Annotated in this window: 14 protein-coding genes; 7 read left to right on the top strand and 7 right to left on the bottom strand. The window is 46.8% G+C overall.

Annotated elements, in window-relative coordinates:
* The first annotated feature begins 114 nt into the window (after window positions 1-114).
* Window positions 115-339 (top strand): hypothetical protein, encoded by a 225-nt coding sequence (locus tag WH43_RS00280; protein ID WP_053422668.1) that lies wholly within the window; start codon window positions 115-117, stop codon window positions 337-339.
* A 63-nt stretch (window positions 340-402) separates the two neighbouring features.
* Here the strand turns inward: WH43_RS00280 and WH43_RS00275 are convergent, their stop codons facing one another.
* Window positions 403-1,323 (bottom strand): DUF6492 family protein, encoded by a 921-nt coding sequence (locus WH43_RS00275; protein WP_053422667.1) that lies wholly within the window; start codon window positions 1,321-1,323, stop codon window positions 403-405.
* Between the two features lie 369 nt (window positions 1,324-1,692).
* Between WH43_RS00275 and WH43_RS00270 the strand changes: the two genes are divergently transcribed.
* Window positions 1,693-3,117: a mannose-1-phosphate guanylyltransferase/mannose-6-phosphate isomerase gene (locus WH43_RS00270; RefSeq protein ID WP_053422666.1), complete on the top strand. Its 1,425-nt coding sequence runs from the start codon at window positions 1,693-1,695 to the stop codon at window positions 3,115-3,117.
* Between the two features lie 63 nt (window positions 3,118-3,180).
* Here WH43_RS00270 and gorA read toward each other — a convergent pair whose 3' ends face one another.
* Window positions 3,181-4,530: a glutathione-disulfide reductase gene (gene gorA / locus WH43_RS00265; protein WP_053422665.1), complete on the bottom strand. Its 1,350-nt coding sequence runs from the start codon at window positions 4,528-4,530 to the stop codon at window positions 3,181-3,183.
* Between the two features lie 161 nt (window positions 4,531-4,691).
* Between gorA and prlC the strand changes: the two genes are divergently transcribed.
* From prlC to WH43_RS00240, 5 genes are all read left to right on the top strand, one after another.
* A complete protein-coding gene (gene prlC / locus WH43_RS00260; protein WP_053422664.1) occupies window positions 4,692-6,713 on the top strand; it encodes an oligopeptidase A in 2,022 nt (673 codons plus the stop codon).
* Between the two features lie 80 nt (window positions 6,714-6,793).
* Window positions 6,794-7,015, top strand: a complete 222-nt coding sequence (locus WH43_RS00255; protein WP_053422663.1) for a hypothetical protein — start codon at window positions 6,794-6,796, stop codon at window positions 7,013-7,015.
* Between the two features lie 53 nt (window positions 7,016-7,068).
* Window positions 7,069-7,770, top strand: a complete 702-nt coding sequence (locus WH43_RS00250; protein ID WP_053422662.1) for a DNA-3-methyladenine glycosylase I — start codon at window positions 7,069-7,071, stop codon at window positions 7,768-7,770.
* A gap of 115 nt (window positions 7,771-7,885) precedes the next feature.
* Window positions 7,886-8,644 carry a class I SAM-dependent methyltransferase gene (locus WH43_RS00245; protein ID WP_053422661.1) on the top strand — a complete coding sequence of 253 codons (759 nt, stop codon included), beginning with the start codon at window positions 7,886-7,888 and terminating at the stop codon, window positions 8,642-8,644.
* Between the two features lie 49 nt (window positions 8,645-8,693).
* A complete protein-coding gene (locus WH43_RS00240) occupies window positions 8,694-9,167 on the top strand; it encodes a peroxiredoxin (protein ID WP_053422660.1) in 474 nt (157 codons plus the stop codon).
* A gap of 37 nt (window positions 9,168-9,204) precedes the next feature.
* Here the strand turns inward: WH43_RS00240 and WH43_RS00235 are convergent, their stop codons facing one another.
* From WH43_RS00235 to WH43_RS00215, 5 genes are read right to left on the bottom strand one after another with little or no spacing between them, the layout of a single operon-like run.
* Window positions 9,205-10,125: a hypothetical protein gene (locus WH43_RS00235; RefSeq protein WP_053422659.1), complete on the bottom strand. Its 921-nt coding sequence runs from the start codon at window positions 10,123-10,125 to the stop codon at window positions 9,205-9,207.
* Between the two features lie 31 nt (window positions 10,126-10,156).
* A complete protein-coding gene (gene gmhB / locus WH43_RS00230; protein WP_053422658.1) occupies window positions 10,157-10,726 on the bottom strand; it encodes a D-glycero-beta-D-manno-heptose 1,7-bisphosphate 7-phosphatase in 570 nt (189 codons plus the stop codon).
* Window positions 10,723-11,784: a glycosyltransferase family 9 protein gene (locus tag WH43_RS00225; RefSeq protein WP_053422657.1), complete on the bottom strand. Its 1,062-nt coding sequence runs from the start codon at window positions 11,782-11,784 to the stop codon at window positions 10,723-10,725. Before WH43_RS00225 ends, gmhB begins: the two co-directional genes overlap by 4 nt.
* A gap of 1 nt (window position 11,785) precedes the next feature.
* Window positions 11,786-13,246, bottom strand: a complete 1,461-nt coding sequence (gene hldE, locus WH43_RS00220) for a bifunctional D-glycero-beta-D-manno-heptose-7-phosphate kinase/D-glycero-beta-D-manno-heptose 1-phosphate adenylyltransferase HldE (RefSeq protein ID WP_286049362.1) — start codon at window positions 13,244-13,246, stop codon at window positions 11,786-11,788.
* Complete coding sequence (locus tag WH43_RS00215; protein WP_053422656.1) at window positions 13,246-13,839, bottom strand: D-sedoheptulose-7-phosphate isomerase; 594 nt, start codon at window positions 13,837-13,839, stop codon at window positions 13,246-13,248. The genes hldE and WH43_RS00215 overlap by 1 nt, the downstream gene beginning before the upstream one ends.
* Window position 13,840 lies beyond the last annotated feature (1 nt).

Here is a 13,840-nt window from a genome sequence, read left to right as displayed (position 1 = left end):
TTTTTCTAAAAGCGGGCGAATGTGTCGTTATGTTTTGTGACAAATAAAGTCTGCTGCTTTGCTGAGTCTTTTGTTATGTTAAGCTGGATTGAAAGGTGAGTTGGAGTAAAAGATATGTCAGGACAAGGATCGGGCGGCAATGTATTAGCCGCATTATGTAGCTTGTTTGTTCCGGGTTTAGGCCAGTTGCTACAGGGGCGTTTGATTGCAGCTATACTGTTTTTCGCTATTACGGTGGTAGGTTATGCGCTCTGGTGGTTAATTATCCCGGCTATTATTGGAGCTATCGCTCATCTGTTTGCGATATTAGATGCGGCACGTTTCAAATCCTATAACTGATCAAGGCGACGCCATGCCGCTCTTTTGCCGCGGCATGGCGATTAGAACAGATATGCATTGAGCTCAGAGTGGAGGCTGTACAACAGAGCCCTGAATAAAAGGAGCTACCTTCTGCCAGACTTCTTTAGGTGGTAAACGGGTTTTACTGCCCACCACACAAAACAATCCAGGATTAGCCAAATCAAAGCTGCCCGCTATATTCCAGGATTCATAAGGGTGTGAATCATGGATCAGCAGCAGAGCTGGAGTCTGCGCTGTACCTGCAATGACGTGGTAGTGCTCCAGTAGCCCGAGTTTCATAGCACAGAGGTAATACAGCGAATATTCAGTCCACTTCAGTTTTAAGAACCGACCTATCCACCAGTTTCTCGGATCCGCCGGGTCATGCAATGAGCACAAGGCATCGACCCAGTTTTCACCTGCTTTGTTGGGTGATAACTCCTGCATCAACTTTTGGCTTAAGGTTTTGGACATCAGAGCTGGTGTGACCGTCATTCCCAGATCTTTTGGCCCTACGTCAGGGCTCATATTCAGAATACGGGCAGAGGATTTCCACCATTTAGGGTGCTGTGCTCGTTGTTCGTATTGTAATAAAGCTTTGCCATCAATAATAAGTTTGCTCTCATCCAAAGATTTCAGGCAAATCACGTCAGCGTCGAGCGTCAGATAAAACTCATTTTCGACTAAATTAGCTATAGCTATTTTCAGCAGTTGCTGTTTACGCCAGCCACGCATTTTTGGATACTTTTTGAATTCCGGCAGTAAATCATCTTCCGCCATCACTTTGATGTTCAGCGATTGCCAGCAGGCATATTCCTGTTTTACCAACTCTACTTCTGCGGCCGGAACCAGTACGAAAATCTCAGAGATAGTTCCAGCAGCGACAAAAGTCTGCAAGGAGGTAAATAAGATATGAGCGCGTTTTAAGTCGTTGACGTCGTAACTACCACTTGCTTTTAATGGCAAAACTGCACTAATCGCCATATTAAACTCCTGTTATATAATCAGGTTTTTAACTAAACCCTTTGGAAAAATGCTGATCTCAGTATGGCAATTTGCAGAACGCAAATAGTCGAAGCTCGTCTAACTGTCGTTATTACGTTTTACATGGGATGTGATAAAAGCCACTGAACAATACATTAAGCTTGCGTGATATACAAAACCCGATTTTATACGCAACCCAGAATGGCTATCAAACAAAAATGTTGCGTAATTGTAATTCTTTGCCATATTAAGCCCGCTTTGGAGAGGTAAAATGCGAAAAAGTTTCTGTATGTTGTTAGTGTATCTGCAAATAGATTGTATTTTTCAACAAATAAAACAACAGCTCATCTGATTAGACAAGGATTAAGAATGATTTTACCTGTGATTATGGCGGGCGGTTCTGGTAGCAGATTATGGCCTTTGTCTCGTGATTTAATGCCAAAACAGTTCTTAACGCTGGACTGTGAACTCACCATGTTACAAGCCACTGTGATGCGTTTACAGGGCCTGAATGCCGATGCTGCACTGGTGATCTGTAACGAAGACCACCGCTTTGTCGCAGCCGAACAGCTAAGGCAAATAAAGCAGTTAAATAACAATATCATTTTAGAGCCAGCAGGTCGTAATACAGCACCTGCTATAGCGCTTGCCGCTTTTACCGCGATAAAAAAAGGTCAGGATCCATTGTTGCTGGTGCTGGCTGCGGATCATGTGATAGCTGATGTTGATGTCTTTCAACAGGCTGTTGTTGCGGCAGCTGAATTTGCTAATGCCGATCAATTAGCCACTTTTGGTATTGTGCCTACAGCGGCAGAAACAGGCTACGGCTATATCAAAAGGGGGGCGTGCAAAAAGTTAAATGATGCTGAAGCTTATCAGGTGGCGCAGTTTGTTGAAAAACCCAGACTTGAAAAGGCTTTGGAGTATTTAAGCAGTGGCGATTATTACTGGAATAGTGGCATGTTTTTATTTAAAGCCAGTCGCTACCTGGCAGAGCTGAAACAACATAGGCCCGATATTTATGCAGCCTGTGAGCAAGCTATGCTGGAGGTCGACCCGGATTTAGATTTTATCCGGGTCAATCAACAGGCCTTTTTAGCTTGTCCCTCAGAATCTATTGACTATGCCGTGATGGAAAAAACTGCAGCAGCGGTGGTTGTGCCTTTGGATGCCCGCTGGAGCGACGTTGGAAGTTGGTCTTCCTTGTGGGATATTTCCGCGAAAAACACCGACGGCAATGTGCATAAAGGCGACGTACTGAGCTGTGACAGCAGTGATAACTATGTGTTTGCTGAAACTGGTTTAGTGGCTACTGTCGGATTGCAGAATATGGTCGTAGTACAAACCAAAGATGCAGTGCTGGTAGCGGCCAAAGACAGAGTGCAGGATGTGAAAGCTATTGTGCAGCAACTTAAAGATCTGGACCGCAGCGAGCATAAAATTCATCGCGAAGTCTACAGACCCTGGGGTAAGTATGATTCGATTGATCAGGGACAGCGCTATCAGGTCAAACGCATTACGGTCAATCCAGGTCAGAAACTGTCAGTGCAAATGCATCACCACAGAGCTGAGCACTGGATAGTAGTGGCAGGTACGGCCCTGGTTAGCATAGATGGTGTTGATACCATGCTGTCTGAAAATCAGTCTGTGTATATTCCGCTCGGGGCTGTGCATGCTTTAGAAAACCCGGGGAAAATCCCGCTAGAATTAATTGAAGTGCAATCCGGTACTTACTTAGGGGAAGACGACATAGTCCGTTTTTCAGATCGATATGGCCGGGTAGAAGCTAAATAATTCTGGATTTTGGGATCAGGCGTTACGCCTGATCCCTTTCACTACTTTGTTTTGATTAGTGAATTATCTGAGCGTGACAAACTCCTCCGCTGAGGTTGGATGTATAGCCACACAATTATCAAAGTCAGCTTTGGTGGCGCCCATTTTTATCGCCACACCAAAACCCTGTAGCATTTCGTCAGCGCCAAAACCTATCACATGCAAGCCTACTACTTTTTCAGTTGGACCAGCACAGACCAATTTCATACGTGTTAACTGACGGTGCTGGGTTAAAGCCGTGTACATAGCAGCAAATTCGCTGCGATAGACCTTAATCTGGTCATCACCAAACTGCTGACGGGCTTCATCTTCGGTTAAACCTATAGTGCCAATAGGAGGGTGCGAAAACACTACTGTCGGCACTGTGCTGTAATCCAGTTTGCTGTCTAGTTTATTATTAAATAACCGCTCGGACAAACGTCGTCCTGCCGCGACCGCGACCGGAGTTAACGCCAGACGGCCTGTATTATCACCTACTGCATAAATGCCAGGCACATTGGTATTCTGATACTCGTCCGTCGGGATAAAGCCTTCGGGATCAAGCTTTACACCCGCTTTTTCCAGCTGTAGCTGGTCATTAGCTGGCTCGCGGCCTATAGCCCAAATCAGACAGTCGACAGCTAAACGACTGCCGGTAGATAACTCTACAGTTAAAGAGCCGTCGGCATTTTTACTGACAGAACTCACTTCGGTATGAGAGTGTAGCTGAGGACCATCTTTAGTCATCAGTTCTACTAAAGTGTCTGATAACATCGCATCGAAGCTGCGCAGTGGTTTGTCTTTACGCACCAATAAGTGAGTTTCGCTGCCAAGAGCCTGCATTACGCCAGCAATTTCTACTGCGATATAACCTGCACCTACAACCGCAACTCTTTTCGGTTGGCTTTGTAAGGCGAAAAAGCCATCACTGTCGATGCCAAGTTCTGCGCCTGGTACAGCAGGGCGTACAGGACGACCGCCTGTGGCTATGGTGATATGGTTGGCGCTATAGAGCTTGCCGTCCACTTCTACTGTGTTTTTGTCAACAAAACGGGCAAACCCCCGAATCACAGTGACCCCATTTTTGGCCAGCACTCTGTCGTAAGAAGCATGAATTCGGGAGATGTAAGCCTCGCGGCTTTCGACTAATTTGCCCCAATTTAACGCAGGCATTTGTACATCTAAACCATAATCCGGCGCGTATTTAAAAGCGTCAGCAATTTGACCGGCAAACCACATGGCTTTTTTGGGCACACAACCCACATTAACGCAGGTGCCACCTAAAAATTTTGCTTCGATGATGGCGCATTTCTGGCCGTGGCTGGCTGCTCTGTTAGCGCTGGCGATACCACCGCTGCCACCACCTATGGCGATATAGTCAAAATGTTCAGTCATGCTTGGGTTTCCCACTGAAAGAAGAATTCAGAGGTTATATGGGGTCTGATGGACGAACTCAAGTGAATTTGCGATAAAGTCAGGTTTGATGCACACAAAATGCTTGAGAACATTTAAAAAGCCCCAATACTGCTGTTATAACAGCTGAAACGAGATGAATCATGACCCAAGCCTTACCTGTATTTAGTCAAATCGATCCTTCACAAATTAAAGCTCGTGTTGAACAGTTGATCGCTGCCTGTACCGCAGATATTGAAGCTGTAGTACAACAGCCGAATCCAAGTTGGCAGTCACTGATTGTAGCGCTGGAAGAAAACAGCGATAAATTAGCCAAGTTCTGGTCGCCTGTGTCGCATTTAAATTCTGTGAAAAATAGTCCTGAATTACGTGAAGCTTATGAAAGCTGTCTGCCGCTGTTGTCTGACTTCAGCACTTATGTTGGTCAGCATGAAGGTTTATATCAGGCCTATTTAAAGCTATCGCAAAGTGCTGAATACGGCACGTTAAGCGTAGCGCAGCAAAAAGTGATTCAAAACGCTTTGCGCGATTTTAAGCTATCCGGTATTGGTTTATCTGATGAGAAAAAACAGCGCTACGGCGAAATTCAGAGTCGTTCGTCCGACTTAGCTTCCAGTTTTTCTAATAATACACTGGATGCCACTCAAGCCTGGTTTAAGCATATTGAAGATGAAGGTCTGTTAGCAGGTTTGCCTGAAGATGCCAAATTGGCTGCGGCCGAGGCTGCGGCGCAAAAAGAGCTCTCCGGTTGGGTCTTTACCCTGGAATTCCCAAGCTACATCGCCATTATGACCTATGCCGACAATCGCGAATTACGCGCCGAGTTATATCAGGCTTACTGCACTCGTGCATCGGATCAAGGCCCAACGGCAGGTCAGTTTGATAACAGTGCCATTATTGAAGAAACCCTGGCTTTGCGGCATGAACTGGCGCAGTTGTTGGATTTTGATAATGCGGCAGAAGAATCACTGGCGACCAAAATGGCTGAAAGCCCGGCGCAAGTTCTGGAGTTTTTAGCAGACTTAGCTCGTCGTGCTAAGCCACAGGCTTTGCAGGATCTCTCTGAACTTAAAGCTTTTGTTAAAGCTGAATTTGGCGTAGAGGAGTTAAGTTCATGGGACGTGACTTATTATTCTGAAAAGTTAAAACAGGCGAAATACTCGATTTCTGACGAAGCTTTGCGGCCTTATTTTCCGGAAACCAAAGTAGTGCCAGGGTTATTCAGCGTCTTGAATAAACTATTTGGTATCAGCGTGCAAAAACGTGAGGGTGTCGATGTCTGGCATCCGGATGTCAGTTTCTACGATATTTTTGATAGCAAAGGCGAGCTGCGTGGCAGTTTTTATCTGGATTTATATGCTCGCGCGAAAAAACGAGGTGGCGCCTGGATGGACGATTGCCAGGGCCGACGCTGGAAAGCTGATGGTAGCCTGCAACATCCGGTGGCCTATTTAACCTGTAACTTTAATAAACCTGTGGGCGGTAAACCTGCGTTATTTACCCATGACGAAGTCGTGACTTTGTTCCATGAGTTTGGCCATGGTTTACACCATATGCTGACCCAAGTCGATGCATCTGCAGTGGCTGGTATCAGCGGTGTGGCATGGGATGCGGTTGAACTACCGAGTCAGTTTTTAGAGAACTGGTGCTGGCAGCCAGAAGCTTTGGCATTAATTTCGGGCCATTATCAGACGGGTGAAGCTTTACCACAGGATATGCTGGATAAAATGCTGGCGGCGAAAAACTTCCAGTCAGCGTTATTTTTGGTCCGTCAGTTGGAATTTGCGCTGTTCGATTTCCGTCTACACGCCGAATACAACCCGGCTTTGGGTGGGCGAGTGCAGCAAATTCTGGATGAGGTGCGTCAGCAGGTGTCTGTGATCATCCCGCCACGTTTTAACCGCTTCCAGCATGGTTTTAGCCATATTTTTGCCGGTGGTTATGCTGCTGGGTATTACAGCTACTTATGGGCGGAAGTTCTGTCTGCCGATGCCTTTGGCCGCTTTGAAGAAGAAGGTATTTTTAATGCCGCTGTGGGGCAGGACTTCCTGCACTGCATTTTAGAAAAAGGCGGCAGTGCCGAACCTATGGAACTGTTTAAAGCCTTCCGTGGCCGTGAGCCGTCGAATGCAGCTTTATTACGTCATATGGGGATAGCGGCCTAATTGTTTTATCTGCTTTAGCTTTTGTTGTTGATTTAGGAAACTAATCTATAGTTAGCCTAAGGGCAACAGAGGCTAAGGCTATGAAGATTAAACAATTTATCGAAACTATTACTCAAAATCCCTGGCTCAATATGCTGATTTTTGTCGCTATGCTGATCTCAGCTGGTCATGAAGTCTGGCAAAGTATCCATCAATTTGAATTGGGTGCTCATCACGGTGTGTTTTTATATGCACTGTTGCAGTGCCTGAAAACTTTACCAGATTTGTTTGAGCCTTTAGAGTCACTCAAAGGCACGGAATAAGCAGTGTTGTGTGCTCAGCAGCGTAGTATTAAGTAAAAAAGGTGATAACACGAATGGCATATCCAGAGAAGTTTTCCATTATTTATCAACGTGCTGCTGAGCGTAAAGGCGGCAAAGCCGCACTGCAGTCTTTGTTAAACAAGCCTCGTACTGCAGTGCAACTGCAGCAGCTGACAGATGCACAGTGCTTGAGTGAATTCAGTAAAAAAATCTTCCAGTCTGGCTTTGTCTGGTCTGTGGTAGAGAAAAAGTGGCTAGGTTTTGAAGAGGTTTTTTTTGGTTTTGAGCCGGAAAAAATGCTGCTGATGAGTGATGAAATGCTGGCAGCCAAAGCGACAGATCCTCGTATTATTCGCAACGCAACTAAAGTCTTTGCGATACGCGACAACGCCTTGATGATCCAGCAAGTAGCTGACAAATATGGCAGTTTTGGAGCCTTTTTAGCGCAATGGCCCGGTGAGGATATTATTGGCTTGTGGGGTTATCTGAAGAAACATGGTTCTCGCCTTGGAGGCAATACAGGAGCTTATGCTCTGCGTATGCTGGGTAAAGATACCTTTATTATCAGTCAGGATTTGGAAGCTTACCTGCGTAATTTTGGTGTAGTCGAGGGTGGCTTAAGCAGCCAAAGAAATCAGAAAGCCATTCAGCAACAGTTTAATCAGTGGCAACAGGAATCGGGTTTAAGTCTGCAGGAAATCAGTAAAGTAGTCGCCTTCAGCTGTGGTGATAATTATGTGGGTATGAAAACCTGAAAGGATCAGATCGCATTGAAGTAGTTAACAATGTGATCTGACCCCTTTTTTAAACTGAGCAAGGGCGGTTACACTAGCCAGAGTTTTCCCTGATGTGAAAAGTTAAAGTGACACTATGTCCAGCACTTGTTATTTGACCCAGCCTGATTTCCCCCCTGAACTGGCAGAACGCCTGCAACAACAATATGGTCTGCACGCTACAGAATCGCCCCAAGGCTGGTATTTATGCTGGACAGGTGAAGCCTTAGTATTGCGTAACACAGAGTTAAATAAACAAGGCGATATACTGGTCGACTTCGCCAGTGGTGCTGCTACGCACAGACGTAAATATGGTGGTGGCAAAAGCGAAGCCATAGCTAAAGCTGTGGGCTTAACCAAAAAACCGGGTTTAACTGTGGTAGATGCAACTGCCGGTTTAGGCCGTGATGCTTTAGTGCTGGCCAGCCTGGGAGCTAAAGTGACTTTAGTTGAACGTCAGCCAGCAGTTGCGGCGTTACTTGCTGATGGTTTACGCCGCGCAGCTCTTGACCCAGAATTAGCACATTGGCTGCCTGAACGTATGCAACTGGTATTTGCTCCGTCGCAACAGGCGTTAACTCAATTGCCAAGTCCGGATGTGGTGTATTTAGACCCAATGTTTCCGGCTCGCGAGAAGTCGGCTTTGGTGAAAAAAGAGATGCAGGCTTTTCATCAGGTGGTAGGTACTGATGACGATGCCGATGCGTTATTTCCACTGGCCTGGCAATTAGCCAGCAAAAGAGTAGTGGTGAAACGCCCGGGTTACGCAGAGTTTTTAGCCGGGCAAAAACCCAGTATGCAAATTGAAGGGAAAAACAACAGATTTGATGTGTATGTTAAAGCTGCTCTGGATTAACTAAATTAACGGTAATAACTGAATTAGCTGGATTAAAAGGGATAAATTTATGATCAAAATTGGCGATACCTTACCCGAAGTCACCTTTGCACGTTTAACCGACAATGGTCCTGTCAACCTGACCACAGCCGAAGTTTTTAAAGGCGAAAAAGTGGTGTTATTTGCAGTGCCTGGTGCTTTTACCCCAACCTGCAGTGCGGCCCATTTACCGGGTTTTGTTGAACATGCGCAGCAGTTTTTTGATAAAGGTGTCGATCGTATTATCTGCACCTCGGTCAATGATGCTTATGTGATGGACGCCTGGGGCAAATCTCATAACGCTACAGACATCGTATTTTTAGCAGACGGTGCCGGCAAGTTTGCCAAAGCTATTGGTTTGGATATGGAAACCGGCGATTTTGGTGGTGTGCGTTCCAAACGCTACGCTATGGTGGTCGAGAATGCCGTAGTGACAGCGCTGAATGTGGACGAGCCTAAACAGTTCGAGGTCAGTAAAGCTGAAGTGATGTTAGAGCTGGTGTAAACCAGCTTTTTCTGCTCTTTCTCTTAATGCAAATATATCACGGCAAATAAAGAGTGCCATTGGCTTTGATCATCGCCAGCCACTGCTCTGACAAAGCCTGAGCTTGTTCAATCTGCTCAGGTGTTAGTTCTGACTGACGACGTTGCACAAAGCCTGAGTATTTGCTTTGCAATTCATTGTCGTCGGTCAATTCCAGAATTAGATGGTTTAACGCATAGGATTTGGCGCGACCATCTGCACCATAGTTTTGTGAGTGGTACATATTTGACAGGGTGATCAGTGCTTTGATACTGCCGTGCTGCGATGCGGACTCCAGTAAAGACAGCTGGAGCTGAATAAAGTCCTCCCGCTTTTGGATATATGCGTCACGTTCCAGCTCTGTCGCACCAGCTAATTGCATAAACTGCTCTGGCGTCACTGTGGCCATCTCCTCTTGCGCTGGCACGTAGCCCGCTTTGGCTGCAGTTTCTAAATAAGCGTAAAATTCAGCGCGTTGCTGTTGGTTTATTCCTTCACAAAACTGATAACGTTCTTTGATTTCAGCTATAGCAACGCCATCGTCTTTATACTGATAGGCCTGTTGCAAACGAGCTTCTAAGTCGGTTTCATCCAGTGGTGCTGTGCTACAAAACCTCAGGTTCATTGCCAGCACATAAGCAGCCAGCAGGTCGCCCTGGCCGGCCTTATTTTTTAGTTCTGTCAGCTGCGTTCGCAAAGGCTGATCCAGTTTCCAGTCTGTTCGTTCAATCACGAGCATCTGTTCAACGGGCTGCGGTGTGGCCAGACCGGAATTTGGTTGTGCGACTACTTCCGATCCCAGGGCTAAAGCAGTCAGGTTGGGGTCTTGAGTTTCAGAGGGTTGCGGAGTTTGATCCTGATTGCTGCTGTTGTTCTTGCCTATAAAAACCAGCCCGCCGCATAGCAGTAGCACTAAGAGCAAAGCTAAAAATTTTCGCATTACATTCCTTGTAAAAGTGCAGGCCAGAACCTTAGTTCGTTACTAATTCCAATGCCGCTTTAATCGAAGGCCAGACTTCATCGGCGCTGGCTTGATCTTCCGCTGTTAAAGTCTGGCCTGATAACACCAGCACCTTGCGACCAACACCCGCAGCTTGTGCTGCCTGCATATCGGCTTTTTTATCACCTAACATCAGGCTTTGGTTTGGATCAATCTGATACTTTTCTATCGCTTGCAACAACATACCAGGGGCGGGTTTACGGCAATCGCAGTCGATTTGATAAGGCGGGATGGCATTCACCGGATGATGAGGGCAAAAAAACACATCGGTCAGAGTAACGCCATGCGCTTCAAACTGAGCTTTCATCCAGTCGGTTAAGGCATAAAACTGCTGTTCATTGTAATAACCACGGCCTATACCGGATTGGTTAGTCACTACGATCAACAGGTAACCCTGTTGTTGTAAATGGCGGCACGCATCAAACACACCGTCGATAAACTCGAACTGTGAAGGCTCACTGACATAACCGTGATCGATATTAATCACACCATCACGGTCTAAAAAGGCGGCTTTGCGTTTTTGATCAAGTGGCTGGCTCATAACTGCTGCTCTGCCACCACTTTATCAAACATAGCGGTCACGGCCTCTACAGCTATTTTCTGCATAATATCGCTGCCTTTCACCCGGGTGCCCCATTTTAATTCAGCTGCCGTTTTGCCCTGCTGCTCCAGTAAAGATTGGTGATAAACCTCCACCACATACTGACGGAATAAATAAGGCCCGGTGCGCTCCGGATTACTGTGGCCATACAAACCAATGACAGGAGTGCCCACCGCCACCGCCATATGCGCAGGGCCAGTGTCGGGCGCTAAGACTAAACTGGCGTGTTTTAACAACGCCAGCAGCTGTTTTAAATTGGTTTTACCGGTGAGATCAGTAATAGGTTGCTGAGCCGATGCCAGAATAGCCTGGCTTAAATTGCGTTCCAGCTCTGTTGGGCCACCAGATAACACCACTGCAAAGCCTTTGGTATGCGCATAATCAGCCAGCACTGCATAACGTTCTGGTAGCCAGTTACGTTCGGCTTTAGAGGCGGCAGGGCTGATAATTAACACCCGAGAGTTGCCAGTGGCGGCTAACTGCTGTTTAGCCCATAACTCGTCGGCTGCAGGAATAGGCAGTTGCCATGTTGGAGTTGTGCCAAGCTGTTGTTCTGTTACCCCAATAGCTTTGGCAAACTGGCGAAAACCGTCCAGCACATGGCTGCGCGGCGCTGGCTCTATGCGGTGACGCATAAAAAGCGCATGTAACTCTTTGGCGGTGTGCCAGTCAAACCCAATTTTTTTGCGCGCCTTAATACACAAAGAGGCGAGGTTAGCGCGAAAAGCCACCTGCATATGCAGCATCACGTCAAAATAGTCGTGTTTTAAATCCTGCTTTAGCTGGCTATAAGCAGCTTTGCCCAGCTTTTTATCAAAAACCACAAAACGTACACCGGGCAAACCTTCCAGCAAACGCGCTTCGATTTTGCCGATGATCCAGGTAATTTGCGCCTGCGGGTGTTGGCGCTGAATAGATTGCACTACAGAGACTGCATTGCAGACATCGCCAATAGCGGATAAACGCAGAATACAAATAGAGGTTATGGGCTGCGACAACTCAGTTATTTCCCTGCAAGTCCTGGATTTTCCGTATTACTTTGCTGGTGGAGCGGCCATCGACAAAAGTCAGCACCTGCACTTCACCACCATGAGCTATCACCACATCAGCCCCTACTATGGTGTCAATACTGTAGTCGCCGCCTTTGACTAAGACGTCAGGCAATATGGTGCTGATTAATTTGAGCGGCGTATCGTTTTCAGCTGCATCATCACCAAAAGGCACCACCCAGTCGACACTGGCGAGGCTTGCCAGCACTGTAGCGCGGTCTTCCAACGTATTGATAGGGCGCTGTTCGCCTTTTAAGCGACGTACTGAAGCATCTGAATTCAGGCCCACCACTAAACGGTCACCCAAGGCTTTGGCCTGAGCCAAATAACGTACATGACCGGCGTGTAAAATATCAAAGCAGCCATTGGTGAAGACAATACGTTCGCCATTTTGGCGGGCAAACTGAATATGCTGCAGTACTTTGTCAAAAGGTGTCTGGTAAAAATCACCCTGACGGAATAAATCTTTATTCAGCTTAGCAGCCAGCTCTTCAGGAGAAACAGTGGCAGCGCCTACTTTGCCTACCACTATGCCAGCCGCCAAATTAGCGAGCTGAGTGGCATCATGTAAGGGCATACCTGCGCTTAACATCACCGCTAAAGTGGCGATTACTGTATCACCAGCACCAGTCACATCGCTGACTTCCAGCACCTGAGCCGGGAAGTGGAAATGTTCAGTGGCGGTAATAAGGCTCATGCCTTGTTCGCTGCGAGTTAATAAAATCGAGGCTAAACCTGCTTTTTGCATCAGCTCACGGGCTGAGCTGAGCATTTCATCCACAGAGCCAGCTTTGCCGCCTGCAGTTTTAAATTCACCTAAATTGGGTGTGATCACATCAGCACCGGCGTACACCGACAAATCTGCTTGTTTGGGGTCAACCAATACAGTTTTGCCTGCCGCTTTGGCCAGCTTGATCATTTTAGAAATCTGCTGCAACGAGCCTTTGTTGTAATCACTAAATAGGATCACATCGTAGTTTTGGTACACTGCGGCAAAACGCTCTGCCAAGAGTTCAGCATCCTGGCTGCTGAACATTTCTTCCTGATCCAGCCGCACTATTTGCTGTTGGCGTGATACCACCCGCATTTTTGCAATAGTGGGTTTGTGACTTTGGCTCAAAAGCTCAGAGTGAATTTGCTCACCGGCCAGCAATTGTTGCAACGACTCACCAGCGTTGTCGTTACCAATAATACCTAATAAGCCTACTTTACCGTCCAGATGGGCGATATTGCGTGCCACGTTGGCAGCGCCACCGGCTTTGTCTTCTATTTTGCTGATTTTCACCACAGGCACAGGGGCTTCAGGCGATATACGCTGCGAGTCGCCATTAAAATAGCGGTCCAGCATTACATCACCCACCACCAGCACAGAAGCAGAAGACAAATTTTGCAGCAGGCTCAGGTTAATCATTAGTTGTTTCCTACGATAGCCATGTCTAAAGCTTCACAGAGCCAGTGGCCAATAAACATATGCACTTCCTGAATACGGGCCGTTTCGTCGTTTTTGACAATAATTGGCAGCCTGGCTATGTCTTTCACTAAACCACCATCACGGCCCGTCAGGGCTACAGTAAAAGCGCCTAAGTCATTGGCGGCTTTTAAAGCTAAATTGATATTTGGGCTTTTGCCCGACGTTGTCAGGCCAATTACCACGTCTTGTGGCCGCACTAAACCTAATACCTGACGCTCAAACACGCTGTCAAAATGGTAGTCGTTGGCGTGGGCTGTCAAAATAGAAGTGTCTGTGGTTAAGGCGATAGAAGCCAGTGGGCCACGTTCTGCTTTGTAACGCACCATAAACTCAGCTGCTAAATGCTGGCTGTCGGCCGCGCTGCCGCCATTACCCATCCATACTACTTTGCCGCCTTGTTTTAAGCAGTTCTGTACTGCTTCTAACAGCTGCATGGCTTGCTCATGATAGGCTTCCACTGTGGCAAAGGCGTCACGGTGACGTTGTAAACTATCTAAAAAGCTGCTTTTTAAACTGGATTTTACATCTGACATA

Origin of the sequence: Rheinheimera sp. KL1 (genome assembly GCF_001275035.1) — a bacterium.
Taxonomy (GTDB): Bacteria; Pseudomonadota; Gammaproteobacteria; order Enterobacterales; family Alteromonadaceae; genus Pararheinheimera; species Pararheinheimera tangshanensis.
This window is presented reverse-complemented; position numbering and strand designations above follow the sequence as displayed.

Bases quoted from the DNA above. Each gene is read 5' to 3' on its own strand.
- WH43_RS00280 (WP_053422668.1), top strand. From the start codon at position 115: ATGTCAGGACAAGGATCGGGCGGCAATGTATTAGCCGCATTATGTAGC.
- WH43_RS00275 (WP_053422667.1), bottom strand. From the start codon at position 1,323: ATGGCGATTAGTGCAGTTTTGCCATTAAAAGCAAGTGGTAGTTACGAC.
- WH43_RS00270 (WP_053422666.1), top strand. From the start codon at position 1,693: ATGATTTTACCTGTGATTATGGCGGGCGGTTCTGGTAGCAGATTATGG.
- gorA (WP_053422665.1), bottom strand. From the start codon at position 4,530: ATGACTGAACATTTTGACTATATCGCCATAGGTGGTGGCAGCGGTGGT.
- prlC (WP_053422664.1), top strand. From the start codon at position 4,692: ATGACCCAAGCCTTACCTGTATTTAGTCAAATCGATCCTTCACAAATT.
- WH43_RS00255 (WP_053422663.1), top strand. From the start codon at position 6,794: ATGAAGATTAAACAATTTATCGAAACTATTACTCAAAATCCCTGGCTC.
- WH43_RS00250 (WP_053422662.1), top strand. From the start codon at position 7,069: ATGGCATATCCAGAGAAGTTTTCCATTATTTATCAACGTGCTGCTGAG.
- WH43_RS00245 (WP_053422661.1), top strand. From the start codon at position 7,886: ATGTCCAGCACTTGTTATTTGACCCAGCCTGATTTCCCCCCTGAACTG.
- WH43_RS00240 (WP_053422660.1), top strand. From the start codon at position 8,694: ATGATCAAAATTGGCGATACCTTACCCGAAGTCACCTTTGCACGTTTA.
- WH43_RS00235 (WP_053422659.1), bottom strand. From the start codon at position 10,125: ATGCGAAAATTTTTAGCTTTGCTCTTAGTGCTACTGCTATGCGGCGGG.
- gmhB (WP_053422658.1), bottom strand. From the start codon at position 10,726: ATGAGCCAGCCACTTGATCAAAAACGCAAAGCCGCCTTTTTAGACCGT.
- hldE (WP_286049362.1), bottom strand. From the start codon at position 13,246: ATGATTAACCTGAGCCTGCTGCAAAATTTGTCTTCTGCTTCTGTGCTG.
- WH43_RS00215 (WP_053422656.1), bottom strand. From the start codon at position 13,839: ATGTCAGATGTAAAATCCAGTTTAAAAAGCAGCTTTTTAGATAGTTTA.